At 53.0% G+C, this 23,742-nt stretch carries 20 protein-coding genes; 13 read left to right on the forward strand and 7 right to left on the reverse strand.

Translation table 11 applies throughout. The annotated features are described in order from the left end of the window. The 6 genes from WIH05_RS01995 to WIH05_RS02020 all read left to right on the forward strand — a co-directional run. On the forward strand, positions 1 to 693 hold a 693-nt coding region (locus tag WIH05_RS01995; RefSeq protein WP_337424904.1), incomplete at its 5' end, for a dihydroorotase. 18 nt (positions 694 to 711) lie between these two features. Continuing rightward, positions 712 to 1,398, forward strand: coding sequence for a YjjG family noncanonical pyrimidine nucleotidase (locus WIH05_RS02000; protein ID WP_022273464.1), 687 nt, complete (start codon positions 712 to 714; stop codon positions 1,396 to 1,398). Positions 1,399 to 1,746: 348 nt separating this feature from the next. Next, complete coding sequence (locus WIH05_RS02005) at positions 1,747 to 3,126, forward strand: amidohydrolase (protein ID WP_022273465.1); 1,380 nt, start codon at positions 1,747 to 1,749, stop codon at positions 3,124 to 3,126. Between the two features lie 14 nt (positions 3,127 to 3,140). Next, positions 3,141 to 4,433, forward strand: a complete 1,293-nt coding sequence (locus tag WIH05_RS02010; RefSeq protein ID WP_022273466.1) for an SLC13 family permease — start codon at positions 3,141 to 3,143, stop codon at positions 4,431 to 4,433. 104 nt (positions 4,434 to 4,537) lie between these two features. After that, positions 4,538 to 5,761: an MFS transporter gene (locus WIH05_RS02015; protein ID WP_022273467.1), complete on the forward strand. Its 1,224-nt coding sequence runs from the start codon at positions 4,538 to 4,540 to the stop codon at positions 5,759 to 5,761. A gap of 10 nt (positions 5,762 to 5,771) precedes the next feature. Beyond that, positions 5,772 to 5,912, forward strand: coding sequence for a hypothetical protein (locus tag WIH05_RS02020; protein ID WP_022273468.1), 141 nt, complete (start codon positions 5,772 to 5,774; stop codon positions 5,910 to 5,912). On the opposite strand, the gene WIH05_RS02025 is transcribed toward WIH05_RS02020, so the two are convergent. Further along, the gene (locus tag WIH05_RS02025; protein ID WP_337424905.1) at positions 5,909 to 7,237 is read right to left on the reverse strand and encodes a hypothetical protein; all 1,329 of its coding nucleotides are present in this window, start codon (positions 7,235 to 7,237) and stop codon (positions 5,909 to 5,911) included. The genes WIH05_RS02020 and WIH05_RS02025 overlap by 4 nt on opposite strands. 238 nt (positions 7,238 to 7,475) lie before the next feature. Between WIH05_RS02025 and WIH05_RS02030 the strand changes: the two genes are divergently transcribed. After that, positions 7,476 to 9,113 (forward strand): ATP-binding cassette domain-containing protein, encoded by a 1,638-nt coding sequence (locus WIH05_RS02030; protein ID WP_022273470.1) that lies wholly within the window; start codon positions 7,476 to 7,478, stop codon positions 9,111 to 9,113. Between the two features lie 167 nt (positions 9,114 to 9,280). Here the strand turns inward: WIH05_RS02030 and WIH05_RS02035 are convergent, their stop codons facing one another. Continuing rightward, positions 9,281 to 10,645 carry an MATE family efflux transporter gene (locus tag WIH05_RS02035; protein ID WP_022273471.1) on the reverse strand — a complete coding sequence of 455 codons (1,365 nt, stop codon included), beginning with the start codon at positions 10,643 to 10,645 and terminating at the stop codon, positions 9,281 to 9,283. A 260-nt stretch (positions 10,646 to 10,905) separates the two neighbouring features. Between WIH05_RS02035 and WIH05_RS02040 the strand changes: the two genes are divergently transcribed. The 4 genes from WIH05_RS02040 (at position 10,906) to WIH05_RS02055 (ending at position 15,581) form a co-directional block, all read left to right on the forward strand. Next, the gene (locus WIH05_RS02040) at positions 10,906 to 12,951 is read left to right on the forward strand and encodes a DHH family phosphoesterase (RefSeq protein WP_022273472.1); all 2,046 of its coding nucleotides are present in this window, start codon (positions 10,906 to 10,908) and stop codon (positions 12,949 to 12,951) included. A 1-nt stretch (position 12,952) separates the two neighbouring features. Further along, a complete protein-coding gene (gene rplI, locus WIH05_RS02045) occupies positions 12,953 to 13,399 on the forward strand; it encodes a 50S ribosomal protein L9 (protein ID WP_022273473.1) in 447 nt (148 codons plus the stop codon). A gap of 4 nt (positions 13,400 to 13,403) precedes the next feature. Further along, positions 13,404 to 14,741: a replicative DNA helicase gene (gene dnaB, locus WIH05_RS02050; protein ID WP_022273474.1), complete on the forward strand. Its 1,338-nt coding sequence runs from the start codon at positions 13,404 to 13,406 to the stop codon at positions 14,739 to 14,741. Between the two features lie 171 nt (positions 14,742 to 14,912). After that, entirely contained in the window at positions 14,913 to 15,581 is a 669-nt protein-coding gene (locus tag WIH05_RS02055; protein WP_022273475.1) for a MerR family transcriptional regulator, read from the forward strand. Positions 15,582 to 15,662: 81 nt separating this feature from the next. On the opposite strand, the gene WIH05_RS02060 is transcribed toward WIH05_RS02055, so the two are convergent. Next, on the reverse strand, positions 15,663 to 15,833 hold the full coding sequence (locus WIH05_RS02060; RefSeq protein ID WP_022273476.1) for a 4Fe-4S binding protein: 171 nt from the start codon (positions 15,831 to 15,833) through the stop codon (positions 15,663 to 15,665). Between the two features lie 96 nt (positions 15,834 to 15,929). After that, positions 15,930 to 17,105, reverse strand: a complete 1,176-nt coding sequence (locus WIH05_RS02065) for an amidohydrolase family protein (protein ID WP_022273477.1) — start codon at positions 17,103 to 17,105, stop codon at positions 15,930 to 15,932. 296 nt (positions 17,106 to 17,401) lie between these two features. Between WIH05_RS02065 and WIH05_RS02070 the strand changes: the two genes are divergently transcribed. Continuing rightward, positions 17,402 to 18,538, forward strand: a complete 1,137-nt coding sequence (locus WIH05_RS02070) for a M20 family metallopeptidase (protein WP_022273478.1) — start codon at positions 17,402 to 17,404, stop codon at positions 18,536 to 18,538. A 119-nt stretch (positions 18,539 to 18,657) separates the two neighbouring features. Here WIH05_RS02070 and WIH05_RS02075 read toward each other — a convergent pair whose 3' ends face one another. From WIH05_RS02075 to WIH05_RS02085, 3 genes are all read right to left on the reverse strand, one after another. Next, complete coding sequence (locus tag WIH05_RS02075) at positions 18,658 to 19,995, reverse strand: replication-associated recombination protein A (RefSeq protein ID WP_337424907.1); 1,338 nt, start codon at positions 19,993 to 19,995, stop codon at positions 18,658 to 18,660. Positions 19,996 to 20,198: 203 nt separating this feature from the next. After that, on the reverse strand, positions 20,199 to 21,464 hold the full coding sequence (locus WIH05_RS02080; RefSeq protein WP_022273480.1) for an MFS transporter: 1,266 nt from the start codon (positions 21,462 to 21,464) through the stop codon (positions 20,199 to 20,201). A gap of 15 nt (positions 21,465 to 21,479) precedes the next feature. Next, on the reverse strand, positions 21,480 to 22,655 hold the full coding sequence (locus WIH05_RS02085; RefSeq protein WP_022273481.1) for a M20 family metallopeptidase: 1,176 nt from the start codon (positions 22,653 to 22,655) through the stop codon (positions 21,480 to 21,482). A 198-nt stretch (positions 22,656 to 22,853) separates the two neighbouring features. Here WIH05_RS02085 and WIH05_RS02090 point away from each other — a divergent pair. Beyond that, positions 22,854 to 23,742 (forward strand): hypothetical protein (locus WIH05_RS02090; RefSeq protein ID WP_337424906.1); only part of this gene is annotated, 889 nt, incomplete at its 3' end.

Raw genomic sequence — 23,742 nt, forward strand, 5'->3', positions numbered from 1 at the left:
GGGATCCAGGGCTCTCCGGCCCTGGCAGAGGATGCACTGGTGGCCCGGGACTGCATGCTGGCCCTCCATACAGGCGCGTCTGTGAATATCCAGCATATCAGCTCTGTAAATTCCGTGCGCATGGTGAAGCTGGCGAAGGAATTGGGAGCAGATGTGACGGCAGAGGTGACTCCCCATCATTTCACTCTCACCGAGAGCGCTGTGCTGGAGCATGGAGCCATGGCGAAAATGAACCCGCCGCTGCGTACGGAAAAGGACAGACTGGGAATTATCGAGGGGATCAGGGACGGTTCCATTGATATGATCGCCACAGACCATGCACCCCACAGCGCGGAGGAAAAGGCAGTGGAGCCTGTATGGAAAGCTCCCAGCGGGATCATCGGCCTGGAAACGGCCCTGGCCCTGGCTGTGACCAATCTGGTAAAGCCCGGCCATCTGACCATGGTGCAGCTCATGGAAAAAATGAGCTTAAATCCGGCGAAGCTGTACCGTTTTGACAAGGGAAGCGTTGCCGAAGGCGCTGACGCGGATCTGGTGATCTTTGATGAAAATGAGAGGTGGACGGTTACAGAGGACGACATCGCCTCTAAATCCCACAATACGCCGTTCATTGGAGCTGAACTTTATGGGCGCGTAAAATATACCATCTGCGGCGGCAGGATCGTATATGAGGACAAAAAGACACAGGATTAGGAAGGGATCTGGAACCATATGAAGAAATATGGCGTGCTGCTGTTTGACGTGGACGGAACGCTCCTGGACTTTGACCGGGCGGAGGAAATGGGCATTGAGGGCCTTCTGGAGCACTACGGTGTCCCTGTGACAGCGGAGAATAAGGAAAAGTACCATCATCTCAATAAAAGCTACTGGGAGCGCCTGGAGCGCGGCGAGATCACCCGGGACCAGGTCTTAAGCCTGCGGTTTGAGGAGTTCTTCGGGGACTTTGGGATCTCCGTGGACGGAATGGAAACGGACCGGCTGTACCGGGAATACTTAAACGAGGGCGCATTTCTCGTTGACGGCGCCAGGGAGCTCCTGGAGGGCTTAAAGGGCCAGTATGAGCTTTATATCATAACCAACGGCGTTGCGGCCACCCAGTACCACCGTCTGGGCAAGTCGGGACTGGACCGGTATTTTAAGGACATTTTTATTTCCGAGGAGGCCGGGAGCCAGAAGCCGCAGCCAGAGTATTTTGAATACTGCTTCAAGAAAATGGGCCGCCGGGATGTGGAAAACATGCTGGTGATCGGAGATTCCCTGACCTCGGATATCAAGGGCGGAAATAACGTCGGGATCGATACTTTGTGGTTCAATCCCCACAGGCAGGAAAACACAAAAGGGGTCCATGTGGAATATGAGGCAGATTCCCTGGAAAAGATCGGGAAGATGCTGATTTAAAAAAATGATACAGAACAAGAGCCTGGAGCACAGCGGGATATTCCGCAGTGTTCCAGGCTTTTTGCATGCAGGTGAAGACGGACAGATCCTGTAAGATAAAAACGTCTGTGTGCGAGTTAAGGACGTGATAAGGACATAAAGCGAGTTTTGGACTCATAAAACGAGTATAAGACCCGAATAGTTAGAAAAATACAGGGGAAAGACTTGAAAAGTTATAAAGAATTTACGAAAATGGAGCAATTGTTCTGCAAATATTGACATTTAATTTGTGGAATATTATTATTTTAACAGAAAATAAAGATTTTATAAAAGAAATAATAAAACATTATAAAGAGGAGGAGTAAAGGTTTGGATAAGCAGAAAATTTTTTCCTACCTGGAAAGCCAGAAGGAATTTCTGGCAGGTGTCAGCGATTCTGTCTGGGACACGCCCGAAACGTGTTATGAAGAGAACGTTTCGGCAGAAACTGTATGCAGAGCCCTGGAGGAGGCCGGGTTTACAGTAGAGAGGAATGTGGCTGGCATTTCTACGGCGTTCATGGGGACTTACGGACATGGAAAACCGGTGATCGGTTTCCTGGGAGAGTTCGACGCGCTGTCGGGACTCAGCCAGACTGCCGGGATCGCAGAAAAATGTCCTCTGGTACCGGGAGGAAACGGACATGGCTGCGGCCATAACCTTCTTGGGGCCGGGTGCCTTGCCGGAGCCATGGGAATGAAAAAATACCTGGAAGAGACAGGAAAGGAAGGAACGGTTATTTTTTACGGATGTCCGGCGGAAGAAGGCGGATCCGGAAAGGCGTTTATGGCAAGAGAGGGCTGCTTTGACGTTCTGGATGCAGCCCTGGCATGGCACCCGGGATGTACATATGGCGCCACTGGCGGAGGAATGTTAGCCAACTGCCAGATCTATTTCCGATACAAAGGGATCAGTTCCCATGCGGCTATGTCGCCGCATCTTGGAAGGAGCGCCCTGGATGCGGTCACATTATTTAATGTGGGGATCCAGTTCCTGCGGGAGCATGTTCTTCCGACCGTGAGAATGCACTATGCGGTAACAGATACAGGAGGTTTTTCTCCCAACGTGGTCCAGCCAACAGCAGAAGTCCTTTGTCTGCTGCGCGCGCCGGAAAATGGGATCCTGGCAGATGTGCGGTCCAGAGTGGAGGACATTGCCAGAGGTGCGGCTCTTATGACCGGAACAGAACTGGAGATCGATTTTGTAAAGGCGTGCTCCAACGTGGTCCCCAATAATGTACTGGGCTATGCAGCGGTTGAAAACCTGCGGCTGCTGAAGCTTCCGGAATATTCAAAAGAAGAGATGGAATTTTATTCAAAGATAGCAGCCACAAATGCAGGCGGGGATCCAGAACATCCGGTGGCAGAAGAAATTCCGGATTTCATGCCCACGGACATGGTATTTCCGGCGTCGTCGGATGTGGGCGACGTAAGCTGGGTTGTGCCGACCGTGTCGCTGAGTACGCCCACATGGCCCTCTGGAACACCGGCTCATTCCTGGCAGGCGGTGGCAGTGGGAAAAAGTGCTCTTGCCCATAATGGAACACTTCTGGCCGGACAGGCCATGGCTGGACTTGCCATTGATCTGATCGAAAGACCGGAACTTCTGGAGAAAGCAAAAGAGGAGCACCAGAAGCGGTTAAAGGGCGGTAAATATGAGTGTCCGATCCCTAAGGGTGTGAAGCCCAGGATCATTTCCACGAAAAAATAGAAAGGAGAAGCTTTATGCCTACACAAACAATCATATGTCTGACCGTATTTGTAATAACTCTGGTCCTTTATATGTCAAATAAATTCCCGCTGCCGCTGGTTTCCATGACGGCCATGGGCGTGTATGTGATCACAGGATGCCTGGCTCCGGCAGACGCTCTGAGCTGTTTCTCCAATTCATCGGTGATCATCATGGGTTCTATGTTTATTGTGGCGGGCGGCCTGAACCGCACGCAGATGGTCCACAAGGTAACGGATCTGGCCTATAAGATCTCAGGCGGAAGCTTCCAGAAGGGCATGATCCTCTACTGCCTGGTAACCTTAGCCATTGCCCAGGTTGCCCCGTCAGCGATCCTGATCTTTTCCATCTGCTATCCTCTGGTAGCTGACTTCTGCCGTAAGAACAACCAGAGCCCGTCCAAGGCTATGTTTTCGATCGTTTTGATCTGTATCTGTACTGTAACGTCCCTTCCCATCGGTTCCGGCGCTACGTCTTATATCACCGCCAATTCCCTGTGGGAGACGTATGGGATCACTTTTAAGGAAGGCATGTTCGACCCGATGCTCGTTTATCTTCCTACGATCATTCTGTCCGTGCTCTTTGCCATGTTCTACTGTCCAAAGGTGGCTCCGGATTATGGCCCGCTGTACACGGATGTCCAGCTTAAGCAGATGAAGGAGCAGAAGCCTCTGGATCCGTTCCGTGAATTTATGGGATACGGGATTTTTGTGGCAGTTGTGATCGCGATCCTGTTTTCTGACAAGCTTCCGGCAACGATCCCAACCTGGATGATCTGCTTTATCGGCGCGGTATTAACGATCCTCACAGGCGTATTATCTGAAAAAGAAGCCATGCAGGCTCTGACCATGCCGCCAATCTTCTTATACATTGGTTCTCTGGCAGTCGGAAATGCACTGGTAGCTTCCGGAGCAGGCACATACCTTGCAGAGGCGATCCAGTCTCTCCTGGGCGATAATCCGTCCAAGTGGGTCGTGATCATCCTGTTCTGGGTGGCTGGCTTCATCGTTACACAGTTTATGTCAAACATGGCCTTATATTCAGCACTGACGCCTGTGGTACTTCTGATGTGTGCAACGTATGGATGGAATCCCACCGGATTATCCAATATGCTGTTTAAGGCAACCTTTACCTCTTATCTGACTCCGCTGTCCACCGTGGCTATTCCGCTTTGTATGGCTGTGGGTGGCTATAAGCAGAAGGATCTTCTCCGAATGGGACTCATACCGGCTCTGACCATTTCGGTGGCCAACATATTATGGGTTGGTTTTATGTTCCCGCCGTGCTGATCCTGAAACGGAAAAACGGGCGGTATCCTTAAGAGGGTGCCGCCTGGATTTTATTTCATGGGGGAAGGAAATGTTCCGCACATGATTTTTAAAGGAGATGCATTATGATCGGGAAGAAATTTAACTACGGATGGGTAATTGTAGGATATGGCGTGCTGTGTATGCTGCTCCTTCATTATGGGACAGTGGGAAGCCAGGCCATATTCCTTCTGCCTATCACACAGGATCTGGGAGTCAGTACCACGACGCTTACCATGGCCTCCACCTATGGCACCATAGTAAGCATGATCGTTACGCCCTGGGCCGGAAAGCTGATGGATAAAAAGAGCATCCGCCGGCTGATGTTTTTTGGGATCCTGGGAACGGGGCTCACCATGGTGGCCCAGAGCTATGTGACCTCTGTTTATACGTATTATGCGATCATTCTGGTCCGGACAGCGCTGAACCCATTTGCCCTGATGATGCCGTTTGCGGCACTGGCGGCCCGGTGGTTCACAAAGGAAAACCGTTCCTTTGCCACGAGCATTATCTTTGTAGGGATCAGTCTGGGAGGCGTGCTGCTTTCAAATCCGCTGGCCGCTCTTATTGAGACTGTGGGATGGAGACTGACGTACAGGTACTATGGCCTGGCAGCAGTGGTCCTTTTGTCTCCTTTGACCCTGGCCCTGGTCCGGGATTATCCGGATGGATATGAAAAGATGATCCAGGAGGAAACTGTCGGAAGAGGAGAACAGAAGGCAGACCTTGTTTCCCTTTTGAAGGATCGGAGATTCATCCTGGTATGTGCAGGGATGAGCTGTATTTCATTTATTGGGTGCTCTCTGTATCATATTTCCTCCTATGTACAGTCGCTGGGATATGATGCACGGTTTGGGGCCACAGTGATCTCCATTTATAACTTTGTATGTATTTTTTCTAAAATGATCATGGGACGGCTTTTTGACAGGAAGGGCTTGAAGGCAGGGATCCTGTTTGGCGCGCTGGGAATATGCGGATCTTATTTCCTTATGGCGCTTTCGGTCTTCTGGTCCAGCGCCTGGTTCCTTGTGGTGATCGCGTTATTTTATGGAATCGGGAATACATGCCAAAGTATTACTGCGCCGTCGCTGGTTTCTGGTGTCTTTGGGGTGAGAAATTACAGCGAGGTTTACGCAAAGATATCTACGGTTACGATGGTTGTAGGGGCGGTCAGCACTCCGGTCCTGTCCGCGATCTACGAGGCGTCTGGAAGCTATCTGACAGCCTGGATCGTGTGTCTGGTATTGTCGTTTGTTTCAACGGTCTGTCTTATGGCAGCCTGTATGGGACATGGCCGAGTAAAAAAATAGGGGAGAAAAAATGGAAATTCTGGTATTTATCTGCGAAAAAATATGGATCGTCCTGATACTGGCAGCGTTTTTCACCTGTCTGGCTAAAGGATGGCTGAAGAAGGGGTTTTATCTGACCAATGACCCGGAATCCGATGAGGGATCCCATTAATGGGATCCCCAGAATTCTTTTATATTGCTGAAATCAATTTCGTATACGGTCAGAGGGCGTCCTGTTCCATTCAGATTGATGGTCCGGACCGGATGTGCAAGATCTGCGCTGGATAATTTTGAGAGGATGCGGGATGCGCTCCGCGGTGTGATCTCCAGAAAATAAACGAGATCGCTGGACGTAAATTCATACATGGAACGTTCTTTCTGGAGCGATATGATTTTTTCAAGGTTTATGGGAGAGATCCCAAGGCTTTTTGCCAGGCTTGAAGTCTGGGCGTGGGGCTTTAAACTGTAGCTGATGGACCGGTTGCTGTTTAACGGCCCTACCATTTCCTGGCTTTCTGTTACCAGGAACGTATAGTGATTCTGGTCTTTTTTGCATGCGGAAAGGGCCGTTGCTGCATTTTTATAGGCATCCACCACATCAAAGCTGATGCCCCAGCCTGCAAAAAATGGAAACGGCAGTCTTTTTTCCAGCTCTTCGGAAAGGAGGCATGAGGTATATCCGGAGGTAAGCTCCCGCACGTCCATGATAGAGGCCGTGATCTCCAAATGAAAATGATGTCTTCTTATCAAAATATTCTGATTAAAAATGATTTTCAGATCCGCCAGGATTTTTTCTAAAATTTCCATGTTTTTCTGGTTCTGGAACGGCCTGGGCAGTTCGATGATACAGCAGGCAGTCTGGGAATTCTGCAAAAGGGATTCCCTGATCTGGCATAACAGAGCATGAAAATGATCCAGGATCGTTTCCGGAGACGGCTTCAGGAGGATATGGGGGATCTGTTCTTTTTCTAAAAAAAGAGCCAGGTTTGTAAAACGCGTCAGGAACAGATCGTATTTTCTTTCCGCCCACATGCTGCGGTACTGGTTTAAGGATCTCTGATAGGCGCTGGAACGGAGGATCATCCGGTATTCGGGCGTGGTCCTTGGCATAAAGTAGGGGGTAAGACCAGGCGGGAATACGTTTCCTATGATGGATGGTTCCACAACGGCATCAAAATATACTCTGGTAAAGTCCAGCTTTGGATTGCGTACCAGCAAACGGGCGATGACCAGATAATAGTCGCGGTCCATAAGGTCAATGCATCGGCTGGGAAGTGTGATGCGTCCTATGTTTTCGCAGATATAATCATGGGGGAATGGGCCGCTGAACAAAAGACCGTCAGATTTTGCGGCTGCCTTTGTATACTGATGGCGCAGCTCATCCAGGGTATCATAGGGAAAATATGAGATCTTACAGTGCTGCTTCATGCTCTGCTCGGCCTGGCGTATATTGTCCAAGGACTGGCGGGCCGTAATGATCCCGATGGATATGGGCATAATGGACCTCCTTGATCTGTACAAATATAAAAATAAGAGATGCCGTCAGAAAACGACAGATTTCGATACAATTACTATCATTATATACGAAAACCTGAAAAAAGGGAGAAAAAAATAAAATTTCCAAAAGACCTTGCAAAATCAAGGATTTCCGAATAGAATAGGAGCGTAACCATTTAAAGAGGGGACAGGGATGCCCCCTCTTTTCAGCGGACAAATTTGAGGAGATTGAAAGAAAATGATTAGTGCCAATAATGTGACGCTCCGCGTCGGTAAAAAAGCATTGTTCGAAGATGTAAACATCAAATTCACGGAAGGCAACTGTTATGGCCTGATCGGTGCCAACGGCGCCGGAAAATCCACATTTTTGAAGATTCTGTCCGGGAATCTGGAGCCAACCAGCGGCGATATCGTGATCACACCGGGCCAGCGCCTTTCTTTCTTACAGCAGGACCACTTTAAATACGACCAGTTCCCTGTACTGGATACGGTCATCATGGGAAACCAGCGTCTTTATGATATCATGAAGGAAAAGGACGCTATTTATATGAAGGAGGACTTCACTGACGAGGACGGCATCAAGGCCGCCGAGCTGGAGGGAGAGTTTGCCTCCATGAACGGCTGGGAGGCAGAGTCTGACGCTGAGAACCTGTTAAACGGTCTGGGCGTGGATACGGAATTCCACTATAAGCAGATGGGCGAGCTCACCGGCGCTTTAAAGGTGAAGGTGCTCCTGGCCCAGGCATTATTTGGAAATCCTGATATCCTGCTGCTGGACGAGCCCACCAACCATCTGGACCTGGACGCCATTGCATGGCTGGAGGAGTTCCTGATCAACTTTGAGAATACGGTGATCGTCGTATCCCATGACCGGTATTTCTTAAATAAGGTCTGCACCCAGATCGCAGACATTGACTATGGAAAGATCCAGCTTTACGCCGGAAACTATGATTTCTGGTATGAGTCCAGCCAGCTGATGATCCGGCAGATGAAGGAAGCCAACCGGAAGAAAGAGGAGAAGATCAAGGAGCTGCAGGAGTTCATCCAGCGTTTCTCCGCCAACGCCTCCAAATCCAAGCAGGCGACCTCCAGAAAGCGCGCTCTGGAAAAGATCGAGCTGGACGAGATCAAGCCCTCCAGCAGAAAATACCCGTACATCGACTTCCGTCCCTTCCGTGAGATCGGAAACGAGGTCCTTGCGGTGGAAGGCCTTACAAAGACCATCGACGGCGTAAAGGTCCTGGACAATATTTCCTTTACCCTGGGCCGCGAGGATAAGGTGGCTCTGGTAGGCCCCAACGAGCTTGCAAAGACCACGCTGTTTAAGATCCTTTCCGGTGAGATGGAGCCGGATTCCGGAAGCTATAAATGGGGACTTACCACGACCCAGGCCTACTTCCCCAAGGATAACAGCGCGGAGTTTGACAACGACGATACCATCGTGGACTGGCTGACCCAGTATTCCCCGGAAAAGGACGTGACCTATGTCCGCGGCTTCCTGGGAAGAATGCTGTTTGCCGGCGAGGACGGCGTCAAGAAGGTAAAGGTCCTCTCCGGAGGCGAGAGGGTGCGCTGCATGCTGTCCAAAATGATGATCTCCGGGGCCAACGTGCTGATGTTTGACGAGCCCACGGACCATCTGGATATGGAGTCCATCACGGCCCTCAACAACGGAATGAAGAAATTCCCGGGCGTTATGATCTTCTCCTCCCGTGACCACCAGGTAGTAGAGACCACGGCCAACCGGATCATGGAGATCATCAATGGCCAGCTGGTGGATAAGATCACCACCTACGACGAATATCTGGCAAGCGACGAGATGGCGAGAAAGAGATTCACTTTCACAGTCACCGAGAGCCAGGAGGACGACGACTAATAAAAAGAGCTGCAATAAAAAACACTGCCAAAACTCCCGGAAAGGGGGAATGGCAGTGTTTTTTTGTATATATGGAGCCGGGAGCTGCGTCAGTATGACCAGGGATGCCTGGCCTGCGGGCATCTCCCGGATGTGGCCCGGGAGTGCAGGCGCCCATCCGGCGATCCTTAGAAGTTGGGGATCACCGGCTTTTTTAAGATCCGCTTCATGGCCACGGCGTATATGAAGATGGATACCACAGGGGCGATGATGTCGGAAATGGGCTCCGCGTAAAAGGTGGCTCTGGCTCCGAAGAACCGGGGCAGCAAAAAGAGCGGAAGGAAGTAGACCAGCTTCCGGAAAAAGGACAGGGGCAGGGAAAGCTGGACCTTTCCAAGGCCAGTGAAGCCGTCTACGATCACATACTGGATGCTTAAGGGGATCACTGCCAGGGTGTAGATCTTTATGGTCTTTGCAGCCTCGGCGATCAGGGCCGGGTCCGAGGTGAACAGGCGCACGAAGATGTGTCCCGCAGTCTGGGCCAGGATAAACAGGATCGTGGTGTATCCGGCGCTTAAAAGGAAGATGAAGCGCTGGGCCTTTTTCACCCGGTCCGGCTGTCCGGCTCCGTAGTTGAAGGCCAGGATGGTCTGGGTACCGCCGGTGATGCCGCCCAGAGGCATGGTGATCACCAGCATGAAGCTCTGGACGATGGTGGCACAGGTGATCAGCATATCGCCCTCACCGGGACCTCCGTAGGTCTGGAGCACCGAGTTCATGGAAATGATCATCACATTGTCCACGGCGATGATGATAAAGGGCGTAAAGCCCACCAGCAGGATCCTCTGGATCAGCTTCCGGTCATAGCCGCCGAAGCTGATCTTCACAGGAACCTTTTTTCCGAAGAGGAAGGACAGGACAAAGGCACAGCTGGCCATCTGGGAGAGGACCGTGGCCACAGCCGCTCCGGCCACGCCCATGTGTAAGGCGAAGATGAACACGGGATCCAGGACGATATTCAAAACGGCGCCGATGATCACCGAATACATGCCGGTCTTTGCAAAGCCCTGGGAGATGATGAACTGGTTCATTCCCGTGGCCATAAGGGCGAAGAAGGTACCCGTCAGATAGATGCTGAAGTAGGTGTTGGCGTAGGGATAGGTGGTGTCGCTGGCGCCGAAATACCGCAGCATGGGCTCGCGGAAGGGATAAATGAGGGCCACGAGAAGGACAGACGCCACCGCCAGCAAAAGAAAGCTGTTGGCCAGGATCTTTTTGGCGGTCTTTATATCTCCCTGGCCCATCTTCATGCTCATCAGGGGGGATCCGCCGATGCCTACCCAGAAGGCAACGCTGCCCACCATGGTCACCACAGGGCCGCACACACCGGCTCCCGCTAAAGCGACGCTTCCCACGTCGGGGATGTTTCCTATATACATACGGTCCACAATGCTGTAAAGGACGCTGACGAACTGGGCCAGCATACTGGGGATGGCAATGCGCCACACAAGCTTTTTTATATCGTCACGACCGAGATCATTTTCCAGGGCCATTTTCTATTCCTCCGTAAATTCTGTATGATATGCTCCGGGCGCAGATGCCGGGAAGGGGGTCTGCCGCGGCCGTCTCCGGCGGCACCACTCAATATATTACACAGATTCTGTGGAATGTCAACCGGGGGAGAAAGAAGCCCTGTGAAAAGCACGGTTAAAATTTACAAACAAGGCGGGATATGATATAATGGTGAACATATAAGGAATTTTGCGTTGTTGTTCTGCCATGGTCCGCAGGGGCCTGGAAATAGGAGAAAAGCATGAAAGAGAATAAAAAGGTCAGGAATGTGCTGCAGAAATACATGCAGTGGCCCGTGGTACTTTCGGCCCTGGTCCTCTGCGCCAATGGGGCGGTGGGCCTGGTTTCCGGCAAAGCCGGTATGGTCATGGCCGTGTTTACGGTCCTGTATGCATTCTGCGCGGGGGTCCTCTTCTGGTATGGAAAAAAGCGGATCCTGACAGGGCTTGTGGGCTTTGCCGCGGATTTTGACCAGAGCCAGAAGAACCTGATGGCTTCCATGGAGCTGCCTTACGGCATCGCCGATGAAGCGGGACGTCTTTTGTGGACCAACCGGGCGTTTTCTGCGGTGATCAGGGACGAAAAGAGCGCCAGGAGGAGCCTTACGGTCCTGTTCCCGGAGATCACAGAGGAAGGCCTGGAAAAAATGGACCATGCCCTGGAGGTCCAGTGCGCGTATGGGGGAGCCATTTACAGGGCCTCTATAAAGCGTGTGACGATCCAGTCGGACAGCGGCCTGCTTTCCGCTGCGCCAGGCCAGAAGACGGAGCAGCAGGTGTTGGCCGTATACCTTTATGACGAGACAGAGATCCATGAATATATGCAGGCCATCACGGACCAGAAAATGGTGGCAGGTCTTATTTATCTGGATAACTATGATGAAGCGCTGGAGAGCGTGGAGGAGGTGCGCCGGTCGCTTCTGGTGGCCCTCATTGACCGGAAGGTCAGCAAATATATTTCCGGAGTCAACGGCATCGTAAAAAAGATGGAAAAGGACAAATATTTCTTTGCCATCGAGCAGAAATATATGCCGTCCCTGGAGGCGGAGCGGTTCAGTCTCCTGGAGGATGTAAAGACCGTTAATATCGGAAATGAGATGGCCGTTACCTTGAGTATCGGGATCGGCATCAACGGCGATACGTATATCCGCAACTATGAGTACGCCCGGACCGCCATCGACATGGCCCTGGGCCGCGGCGGTGATCAGGCCGTGGTGAAGAACGGGGAAAAGATCCAGTATTACGGAGGAAAATCCCAGCAGCTGGAGAAGACCACCCGTGTTAAGGCCAGAGTAAAGGCCCATGCCCTCCGGGAGCTTCTGGAGACCAAGGACCGGCTTCTGATCATGGGACATAAGATCGGGGACATCGACTCCTTCGGTTCTGCCATCGGCGTGTACCGGATCGCCGCAGCCCTTGGGAAAAAGGCCCATATCGTCATCAACGAGGTCACCTCATCGGTACGGCCCATGATGGACCGGTTTATCAATAACAGCGATTATCCCCAGGATCTGTTCCTGATGGGAGACGATGCGGCGGAACTGGCGGACCCGTCCACAGCCCTTGTGGTGGTGGATGTGAACCGTCCCAGCTATACGGAAGAGCCCCAGCTTTTAAATCTGGTAAAGACCATTGTGGTCATCGACCATCACCGCCAGTCCAGCGAGATCATCAGCAACGCTACCTTATCCTATGTGGAGCCCTATGCCTCCTCGGCCTGCGAGCTGGTGGCGGAGATCCTGCAGTATGTGACGGACAGCATCCGGATCAAATCCCTGGAGGCCGACGCCATGTACGCCGGTATCGTCATCGATACCAACAATTTCACAAACCAGGCAGGAGTCAGGACCTTCGAGGCCGCGGCGTTCTTAAGGAGGAACGGCGCCGATGTGACCAGGGTAAGGAAGCTGTTCCGGGATAAAATGGAGGACTACAAGGCCAGGGCAGAGGCAGTCCGCCAGGCGGAGGTCTTTGAGGGAGCCTTTGCCATCAGCGTATGTCCGGCTGAGAATGTGGAAAGTCCCACGGTGGTTGGGGCCCAGGCGGCCAACGAGCTTTTGGATATCATCGGCATCAAGGCCTCTGTGGTCTTGACCCCCTATAACGGAAAGATCTATGTCAGCGCCCGCTCCATTGATGAGATCAACGTCCAGGTAATGATGGAAAAGCTGGGCGGAGGCGGACACAGGACCATCGCCGGAGCCCAGCTTCCCGGAGCGACTGTGGAGGAGGCAAAGGAAAAGATCAAAGATGTGATCCTGGCGATGAAACAGAAAGGAGAATTTTAACGTGGAAGTTGTATTATTAGAGGATGTAAAGGCACTTGGAAAAAAAGGACAGATCGTAAAGGTCAACGACGGATATGCAAGAAACTTTATCCTGCCGAAGAAGTTGGGCGTAGAGGCCAACACAAAGAATCTGAACGATCTGAAGCTCCAGAAGGCCAACGAAGCCAAGGTGGCTGCAGAGCAGCTGGCAGAGGCAAAGGCCCTGGCTGCAAAGATCGACGAGCTTTCGGTGACAGTCTCCATCAAGGCCGGAGAGGGCGGAAGGACCTTTGGCTCCGTTTCCACAAAGGAGATCGCCAAGGCGGCGGCCGACCAGTTACATCTGGATATTGATAAGAAAAAAATGGTCTTAACGGATCCCATCCGCAGCCTGGGAACCTTTGAGGTGCCCATTAAGCTCCACAAGGACGTAACTGCAAAGCTGAGAGTCAAGGTGACAGAGGCGTAGGGATATGGAAGAAGCGTTAGTAAAGCGGGTGCTCCCCCACAGCGTGGAGGCGGAGCAGTCGGTCATCGGCGCCATGCTGATGGACCGGGATGCGATCATCGCCGCGTCAGAGACCGTCGTGGCCGATGAGTTTTACCAGCGCCAGTACGGCGTCATGTTCGAGACCATGGTGGAGCTGTTCAACGAAGGCCAGCCGGTGGATCTGGTGACCCTCCAGAACCGGCTGAAGGAAAAGGACGTGCCGCCGGAGGTATGCAGCCTGGACGCCGTCCGGGACATCATGGCTACGGTGCCCACGTCGGCCAATGTGCGGTCCTATGCCGCCATTGTCCACGAGAAGGCGGTCCTTCGCCGCCTGATCAAGATCAACGAAGAGATCGCCAATTCCTGCTATGCGGGAAAGGAGCCGCTGGATACGATCCTGGCAGACACGGAAAAACAGATCTTCCATCTGCTCCAGAGCCGGACCGGCGGCGATTTTGTCCCCATCCGCCAGGTGGCCCTGAATGTTCTGGATAAGATCGAGCAGGCCACCCGTTCCAAATCCACAGTGACAGGACTGGCTACCGGCTTCATCGATCTGGACTACCGGATGTCCGGCCTCCAGCCGTCGGACCTGATCCTCATCGCCGCCCGTCCGTCCATGGGAAAGACGGCCTTTGTACTGAATATAGCGGATTATATCGCGGTGCGCCGCCAGAAAACGTGTCTGATCTTCAGTCTGGAGATGTCCAAAGAGCAGCTGGTGAACCGAATGCTTGCTATGGAGTCCAACGTGGATTCCCAGAAGCTGCGGACGGGAACGCTGACAGACGCCGACTGGGACGCAGTGGTAGAGGGCATCGGCACCATCGGGAATTCAAAGCTGATCATCGACGATACCCCGGGTATCTCCGTTATGGAGCTGCGGTCCAAATGCCGGAAGGTGAAGCTGGAATACGGCCTGGATCTGGTGATGATCGACTACCTCCAGCTGATGACCGGAAGCGCGAAAAACGGCGACAACCGCCAGCAGGAGATCTCGGAGATCTCCCGTTCCTTAAAGGCCCTGGCCCGTGAGCTCAACGCCCCGGTCATCGCCCTGTCCCAGCTTTCCCGCGCCTGCGAATCCAGGACGGATCACAGGCCCATGCTTTCGGACCTGCGTGAGTCGGGAGCCATCGAGCAGGACGCGGACGTGGTCATGTTCCTGTATAGGGACGATTATTATAATAAAGACACAGATACGCCCAATGTGGCGGAGGTCATTATTGCCAAACAGCGTAACGGCCCTATCGGCACCGTAAACCTGGGCTGGAGGCCGGAGCTCACAAGGTTTGTGAACATGGCCAAGGAGCAGTAAGCCCATTCAGACTGTATCTCAACATTTTTGGAATATTCTGGAACGTCCTCACATATATTATGATATCAGGGTCAAAAGGCCGATCGATTCGACACAAGGCTGCTTGCAGGCGATTTTAAGACCTGAGCCCCTAACATCGTATTATGTAACAGGGAAAGGAAGAGGACAACCATGGCAGATACGCACTATCTGATCTCCGATGCCTCGAGGAAGGTGGATGTTGAATCCCACGTTCTCAGGTATTGGGAAGAAGAGCTGGAAATGAATATACCAAGGAATGAGATGGGACACAGATATTATACGGAGCTTCATATCCGGCTTTTTAAGCAGATCAAGGAGCTGAAGGAGAAGGGATATCAGCTCAAGGCCATTAAAGCGGCGCTTGCCAGATCCCTGGAATCAGATGGGGAAGTGGTTGTTCCCAATGATATTCTGGAGGAGGATGTTGTGGCTGCTTTAAAGGATCATACGGAGCATGAGGATGAAAAAGTAAAAAACATGGATGACCGGGCCCTGACGACCATGATGGCTGAGGAACGGGCGGAGCAGTTCCGGGCCATGCTGGGACAGATGATCGGACAGGCCATCGAGGAAAACAATGAGAAGCTGAGTCAGGATATCAGCTGCATGGTCAATGACAAGGTCATAAAAGAGGTGGACTACCTGATGCGGGTGGCTGATGAAAGAGATGAGGAGCGGTTCCGCCAGCTGGATGAGACGATCCGTCTGTACCAGCGGGAAAACAAGGGAAAGGCGGAGGCCGCCGCATCCCGGATCCCGTTTTTTTCCGGGGGCTTTGGGAAAAAGAAGAAGTTTGGGAGAAATGGGAACAAGCTGTAAAATAAAAATGATCATAACAAAAAAGCTGCTGTCGCAAATAAAGCGCAGCAGCTTTTATGTATTCTTCTAATACGTGAGATATTAGCCCTCGCTGATAGCGCCAGTGGGACATACACCTGCACATGTTCCGCAGCTGATGCATGCATCTGCATCGATCTCGTATTTGCCGTCTCCCTGAGAGATTGCATTTACCGGACATTCGCCAGCGCAGGAACCGCAGCTAACGCAAGTATCGTTAATTACATATGCCATGATGAATTACCTCCTTTTTTTATCATTGTATACATTCTATAATAAACACTGAAAATATTCAAGAGGAATTTTCAAGAAACATAGGCAACCGATGTATTATTTCTCAAACACAACGTCTCCGCCCAGGACAGTCATGGAGCAGTCCAGAATAGCGTGGATATCCTCCAGCGGGCTCTTTTCAAAGACAGCGAAGTTCGCCTTTTTGCCCGGGGTGATGGAGCCGTGGGTGTCCTTTACATCCATGAGCTCGGCAGCGTTGATGGTACCGCACTGGATGGCCTCCATGGGGGTCATTCCGTTTTCCACCATCAGGATACACTCAAAGCCAGTCATATCGTATTTATTGAAGGGGGTTCCCGCATCGGTTCCCAGGGCGATCTTAACGCCTGCCTTATGGGCGCGGCGGAAGGTATCCTGGTGGGCGTCGATGGTCTTTTCTACCTTCTTCACCATGTAATCGGGGATCCCGGCGTCCGTGCCGTATTTTTTGATCCAGTAGGGAGCGGCCAGGGTGGGAACGAAGAACACGTTGTGCTCCTTCATGAAGTCGAAGCACCAGTCGTCCATGAAGAAGCCGTGCTCGATGGAGTCCACGCCGGCCCGGAGAGCGTTTTTGATGCCTTCCATGCCCTGGGCATGAGTGAAGGTTTTGGCCCCTGCCTTGTGGGCTTCTTCGATGGCTGCGCGGAGCTCCTCTTCGGTGAGCTGCGGGGAGCCCGGCTCAACGCCCTTGGTCATAACGCCTCCGGTGGCCATGACCTTGATCCAGTTGGCGCCGGCCTTTAACTGCTCTCTGGCTGCTCTTCTGCAGTCGTCGGGACCGTCAGCCTCACGGCCGGAGTCGTGGCCGTGTCCTCCGGTCATACAGATACAGCGGCATGCAGTCTGCATTTCCGGAGCCAGGATCTCGCCCTTTAACTGGGCGTCGTGGAGGTCCACATCAATATATTTGGGCGCGCCTGCGTCACGGATGTAGGTCACGCCGGAATTTAACAGTGTTTTTAAATTCTTAAGGGCCCGGATGGTGACAGCGGCGTCAGAAATGGTTTCCTTTGCGCCGGTCCCGGCATCGGAGCACATATGTACATGGCAGTTGAAAAGCCCGGGGAGCACGGTCCTTCCGCCCAGATCGACAACCTTTGCGCCATCGGGAGCAGCGATACTGGTTCCTACCTCTTTGATCATGCCGTTTTCCACCAGGATGCTGCCGCCGGTGAGGACGGTCTGGCCGATCACATCCACGAGATTTCCGTTGGTAAATAATGTGGTCATAAGATTCCTCCTAAATCAGATATATTTTCCAGAATAAAAAGTCTATCTATATTATATCAGTAATTTGAGATATGACAATAAAATTGTGGAGAAAATTGCGCCAGATCTAAAAAAACCATAAAAGACTCTGCCAGGTCCTTGTGAAAATGGGGAGAAGATGGTACAATGGTATCGTTGGCGCGCGCCGGCTTCTGTGTATACCGCAGAGGTCCGGGTACGCAGAATCCGCCGGAGGGGAAGCACAGCCTCCCGGCGCAGAAAACAGACAGGAAAAGGATCATGGAGGGGAATGGATCATGGATATGACAGGAATGAAGCATGAGATCGAGGCGCTTGCAGAGGCCCACAGAGAAGAATTTGAGGCGGTGAGCGCATGTATTTTTGAACATCCGGAGCTGGCGTTCCAGGAAAAGACGGCACAGAATGAATTATGCAGCCTTCTGGAACGCCACGGCTTTTCTGTAAAACGGGGAGCAGGTTCCCTGGATACGGCCTTTGTGGCGGAATATAACAGCGGAAAGCCGGGAATGACCTTTGCATTTTTATGTGAGTACGATGCCCTTCCCGAGCTGGGCCACGCCTGCGGCCATAACCTCATCGGCACCAGCGGAGCCGGAGCCGGAGTGGTTTTAAAGGAGATCATGGAAAAATACGGCATCGGCGGAACGCTGAAGGTATTCGGTACCCCGGCGGAGGAAAACGGCAGCGGGAAGATCACCATGCTGGACGAGGGGATCTTTGAAGGCGTGGATATGTCCCTGATCATGCATCCCAGCGATCTGTCCATGGCCGATGATATTTCCTTTGCGGCTGTGAACAAGGTGTATACCTTCAAGGGAAAACCGGCCCATACAGCAGCCTGTCCCTGGGTGGGAGCCAGCGCTTTAAACGGTGTGATGCAGATGTTCCATGCCGTTGATTCCCAGAGGCTCCATTTTAAAGACTACACAAGGGTACACGGCATCGTCCTGGAGGGCGGTACGGCTGTGAACATCGTTCCCGAGCGGGCTGTATGCAAGTTCAATATCCGTGCTCTGGATTCGGAGTATTTAAAGGAAGTGATCGCTGTCATCGACCGGTGCGCCCAGGGTGCGGCCATGTGCGCCGGAGTGGAGGTGGAGATCTCCCAGGACGGCTACCTGATCGAGGATGTGAGAAACGACCGGAGACTGGTGGAGGCTGTGGAGAAGAACATGGACCTCATCGGCGAGCACCACATCCCCAGGGATCTGACCCAGGGGATCGGCTCCACGGACGTGGGCAACGTGACCCACGCCATGCCTGCGGCCCAGTTTTATATCGGTGTCGGCGAGGGGCTGGGGACCCATACGGCTCCCTTTGCAGAGGCTTCCGGCGGCCCGGCAGGAAAACGGGCGCTTCTGGCGGCTGTGAAGGTACTGGCTATGACAGGACTGGATATGATGGCAGAATAGGCTGGATCCGCGTCCAGCTGTCCGGAATCCCCATGGATTTCCGGATATCCGTAAGGCAGATGGCTGAAAGGGCAGAGAAGGCCCAGCCGTCTGCCTTTTTCATGCATGGAAGAGGGGGATTATCCTGCATCAACGGGCGATTCTCCATCCTCCCAGAACCTCTGCACCTTTTTAAGCCGTTCTGCCTGTTTTTTCTCTTCTCCCGCCTCGCCAGGAATGTAGTACCGGGTTCCCTTTAAGGATTCGGGCAGACATTCCATGCGGGCGAGCTTTTCCTTCGTGTCGTGGGCGTAGACGTAGCCCTTCCCGTAATCCAGCTCCTTCATAAGCCCGGTGGGCGCGTTGCGGATCACCAGGGGGACCGGCTCGGACAGCATGTTCAGGGCGTCCTTTTTGGCGTGCTCATAGGCCATGTAAACAGAATTGGACCTGGGCGCCAGGGACAGATAGACCACGGCGTGGGTCAGGTGGATATTGCATTCCGGCATTCCCAGGAAGTGGCAGGCCTGGTAGACGGAGACCGCCAGAGTAAGGGCGTTATTATCGGCCAGTCCGATGTCCTCGGTGGCAAACCGGATCAGCCGCCGGGCGATGTACAGGGGGGCTTCCCCGGCCTCCAGCATCCGGGCCAGCCAGTAGACAGCTGCATCGGGATCGCTGTTTCGCATGGATTTATGGAGGGCGGAGATCAGATTATAATGCTCTTCACCATTCTTATCATATAGAAGGGATTTTTTGCTGATGCACTGCTCCAGGATATCCCGGGTCACAATGGTCTTTTCTGGTGTGATGGTCCCGTTGGTCACGGCCATTTCCAGCACGTTTAAAGCCGTCCGGGCGTCTCCATTGGCAAATGCCGCGATGGCGGCGATCAGCTCCTCTCCGATCTCCACATTCAGATAGCCGAGGCCCCTGGAGCTTTTTAACGCATGGTGGAGGAGCTCCGTTAAGTCGTCGGTGGAAAGAGGCTGGAGGACGAAAACGCGGCATCGGGATAAAAGAGCTGCGTTGATCTCAAAGGACGGGTTTTCCGTGGTGGCTCCGATGAGGATGATGCTGCCCTTTTCCACATAAGGAAGAAATGCGTCCTGCTGGGCCTTATTGAAGCGGTGGATCTCGCCCACAAATACCAGAGTCCGCAGCCCGGACCGGCGGCTCAGCTCCGCCCGTGCCATGACCTCCTTGATCTCTTTAATGCCACTGGTAACGGCGCTGAAATTCACAAAGTCGGCATTGGTCTTTTTGGCAATGATACTGGCCAGGGTGGTCTTCCCGACGCCGGGAGGCCCCCAGAAGATCATGGAAGGGATCTGGTCCTGGTCGATGAGCTGGCGCAGGAGCTTCCCCTTTCCCAGCAGGTGCTTCTGGCCCACAAAGGTCTCCAGGGATTCCGGACGCAGCCGGCTGGCCAGAGGGGACATGGTCTCTTTGTAATCAAACATGGATAACTGTTCCATCATACTGCTCACCATCCTGTGTGTTTTACCGGCTCCGTTCCGGAGCATGGCTGTACCGCCGGCTCCGGATCGTTCCAGAGTCCGTGTGAAAGCTTTCTGATATCAGTGTAGCACGACGGGCCCTCCGCTGCAAGCGCCTTTGGGACGCAGGAGAGGAGGGCCCGTCTATATGATCCGGGATCCGGAAAACTGTGTGCCAGACTTTATTCAGCGCTGGACGCGGATGCTTTGCCGGAGCGGTTCAGACAGATCATAATGGCTGCCAGAGCGAGCACCATGCTGGCTACACAGGCAGGCCAGATGATCGTATAGTCGCCGGTAAGATCGAACAGAAGGGATACCAGGACTGTTCCGATCACGCCGCCGAAACGGTTTACAGATAAAACGATGCCGTAGATGGGGCCGTAATCGCGGTTTCCGAAGATCTTGCTTGTTAAAAGTGTCGGAAGCACGGAGGTGATTCCGGAGCCCAGTCCCCAGAAAAGGATGATCCCGTAAAGGAAGATTCTGTTTTTGGCCAGGACAAAGCAGATGAAGGCCAGGATGCCTACGATACAGATATAGGCGCTTCCTGTTTTTTCTCCGAATTTATCGATCACAGAGCCTAGGATCAGCTTTCCTGCAATCGCTACGGCGCTGTATGCAGCAACGACTCTTGCGGCCACAGCGCTGCCGTATCCGATATCAGTCAGATAGGCCGGGATCTGGAGCGCCGCGCCTGTGGCAAAGACCATGCCAAATACGGCCAGAAGGAAGAGGTACAGCAGAGGGCTTTTCTTTGCCTCGGCAAAGGTCATGCCTGTAAGGGCCGCCTGTTTCTGGGCAGGAGCTCCGGCGGCCTGTGCTGCCGCACCATCCTCCATGCCGTAGGGAAGCCGTCCCTTGGTCTTGGGCATACCGATGATCAGCAGAGTGCAGGGAACCATGACGATCAGCATTAATGCGCCGATGAGCTGGTCGGAGGTCCTCCAGCCATAGGTGGATATGATCCGCTCTACCACCGGGGAAAAGATCACGCTTCCTGTGCTGATCCCCAGGGAGGCGATGCTGATGGCCAGGCCACGCTTTTTACGGAACCAGGCAGTCAGAAGGATGGAGATGGGGAGCACACTGTTTCCGGTGAAAAATACGCCCTTTACAGCGGCCAGGATCAGGATGCCCCATACGTTCGGCATGAAGCTGCGGCCGATGGTGCAGAGAGCCGTCATGACGGTACATAATAACAGGACATTGCGGGCGTTGTGCTGCTTGTAGATCTTTCCCCAGAAGGGAGCTGTCACCACTGCACCGACGGACATGACTACACTCTGCAGGGATAAAAGGGTACGCGGTACGCCAAGGTCCTGGGCCATGGGTACCATGTACAGAGAGGCGATCTGCATCACCATAACATGAACGGTCATGTTGAGAAGGAAGCAGGCTGCCAGGATATACCAGGCATAATGGATCTTGCTGTTTTTGTTTTCCATAAGATGATCTCCTCCTTACTGATTGTTTTCCAGCCACTGGGCTGCGGCCTGGGCGTAGGCTGCGGCTCCCACGGGAAGACATTTTTCGTTGAACTGTACCTTTGCGTGATGCTGTCCGTATATAGCGTCGGGGCCTATGCTGGCTCCCAGGACCACAAAGGATGTGGGAACCTTATCGGCTACGAAGCTGAAATCCTCGGCTCCCGGGAATTTCTTTGCCAGGTAACGTACCTGCTGGGGAGGGAAGATCTGGGTCAGGGAGTCACGCACCTGTGATGCCACGGTCTCGTCGCAGACCATGGGGATCGCATAGCGGGAGGCAAATTCCACCTCGGCCGTGCCGCGGAAGGCTTTTGCAATGTTTTCGCAGATTTCTGGGATCCTTTTCCGGAGCATATCCCGCACCTCTCCATTGAAGGTGCGGATGGTGCCTTTCATCACAGCCTCACTGGGGATCGCATTGTTGACTGTTCCCGCATGAAGACTGCCGACAGTGACCACACCGATCTCACCGGCCTCCAGCTCTCTCGCCTGGAGCTGCTGAAGCGCCGTATGGATGTGGCAGATGATGGCGATGGGATCGATGCCCTCATATGGACGGCTTCCGTGACAGCCCTTTCCGTGGACGGTGATGGTAAAGGAGTCGCTGGATGCAGAGGTGGGACCATGGAACACGATCAGCGCGCCGCAGGGGACCATGGAATTCACATGGATGCCCATGGCTGCGTCTACCTGCGGGTTTTCCAGGATCCCGTCATCCAGCATGGCCCTTGCTCCCATGAGAACTTCTTCACCGGGCTGGAACATGAATTTAACAGTTCCCTTTAGCTGGGCCTCGTTTTCCTTTAAGAGCTTTGCTGCCCCGAGCAGCATGGCTGTGTGGAGATCGTGGCCGCAGCAGTGGGCAGCTCCGGGATTCTGGGAGGCGAAGGGCAGTCCGCTTTCCTCATTAATGGGAAGGGCGTCCATGTCGCCGCGGAGAAGGATGGTCTTTCCCGGTCTCCCCACGGTGGCTGTAACGCCGGTGCCGCCAATATATCTGGGCTCATAGCCAAGCTGTACCAGCTGATCGAACACATACTTTGATGTTTTAGGGACATCCATTCCGATTTCTGGGTTCTGGTGGATGGTCCGGCGGGTCTTAACAAGCTCCGGGGCCAGCTCCCTGGCTCTTTCAAAATAATTATCCATACAATTCCTCCTGGCATTAATTCAATAGTTTAAAAATAATTATAAGAAATATTTAATAAATGTCAATAGTGTAAACACAGTAAATATCAACAATATTCACAATTATTTTTTGTATAATTTATTAAATAGAAAAAAGAGGATCATTCTTGCCCTTTTTCTGGGGGTCTGATATAATCGTTCGCAGAAGGAGGCGTTTAGATGGCATTTCAAGTGGCACTGCTTTCATCAGAGGAGCATTGTGAGTATATAAGATCTGTTGCAGAAAGGCTGGAACTTCCGTTTGAGCTGGATTATAAGGCGTATGACCGGACACGGGAGCTTCCGGCATTTTTTTCTTCCATAGAGGACCGGTACGATGCGTTCTGTACCACGGGAGCGTTTTCCCGGCTGATACTGAAGCGGACCCATCCGGAATGTACGAAGCCGGTGGCATGTATTTCCGAGTCGGTGGCGGAGTTTTACAGGATCCTTCTGAGTATCCTTTATAAAAACAGGGACTGCGATATGTCCCGTATCCTGTTCGATCACTCTCTCTGGCTTCCGGAAAAGCAGAGGATCACTGCTCTGGATTATATGGAGGGACTGGCTGAATTTGACGAGAGGAGCAGGAGGGAGGCCATGGAACGGGTCAGCCTGGAGCAGCTTCTGGATGCGGAGAGCCTGATCACAGACCGGGCTATGGAGCTGCGGAGACAGGGGCTTCTGGATCTGGTGGTCTGCCGCCACAGCCACGCATACCAGGCCATGAAGCGGGCCGGGATCCCCTGTGTGTTCGCATATCCAACAGCGGGAAATATCTCAGAGACGTTGCGCCATCTGGGGGATGAACTGAATCTGATCCGCATGGGCGAGAATCTCCCGGGAGTGATCCTGTTATCCAGTCCGGCCCTGGCAGCCACGGGGCCCGAGGATGTGACGGCAGAAAGTATTGCCCTGCAGCGGTGCCTTCTGGATTTTGACCAGGAAAACACCGCCGGGATGCTTATTAAAAAGTCGGCGGCGGGCTTTGAGCTTTATTCTACCCGTCATACCATGCAGAGGCTGACCCAGGGGTTTGGCCAGTGCATCCTGGGAAAATATATCCTGG

Origin of the sequence: Alitiscatomonas sp. (genome assembly GCF_037242085.1) — a bacterium.
GTDB classification, from domain to species: Bacteria; Bacillota; Clostridia; order Lachnospirales; family Lachnospiraceae; genus Alitiscatomonas; species Alitiscatomonas aceti.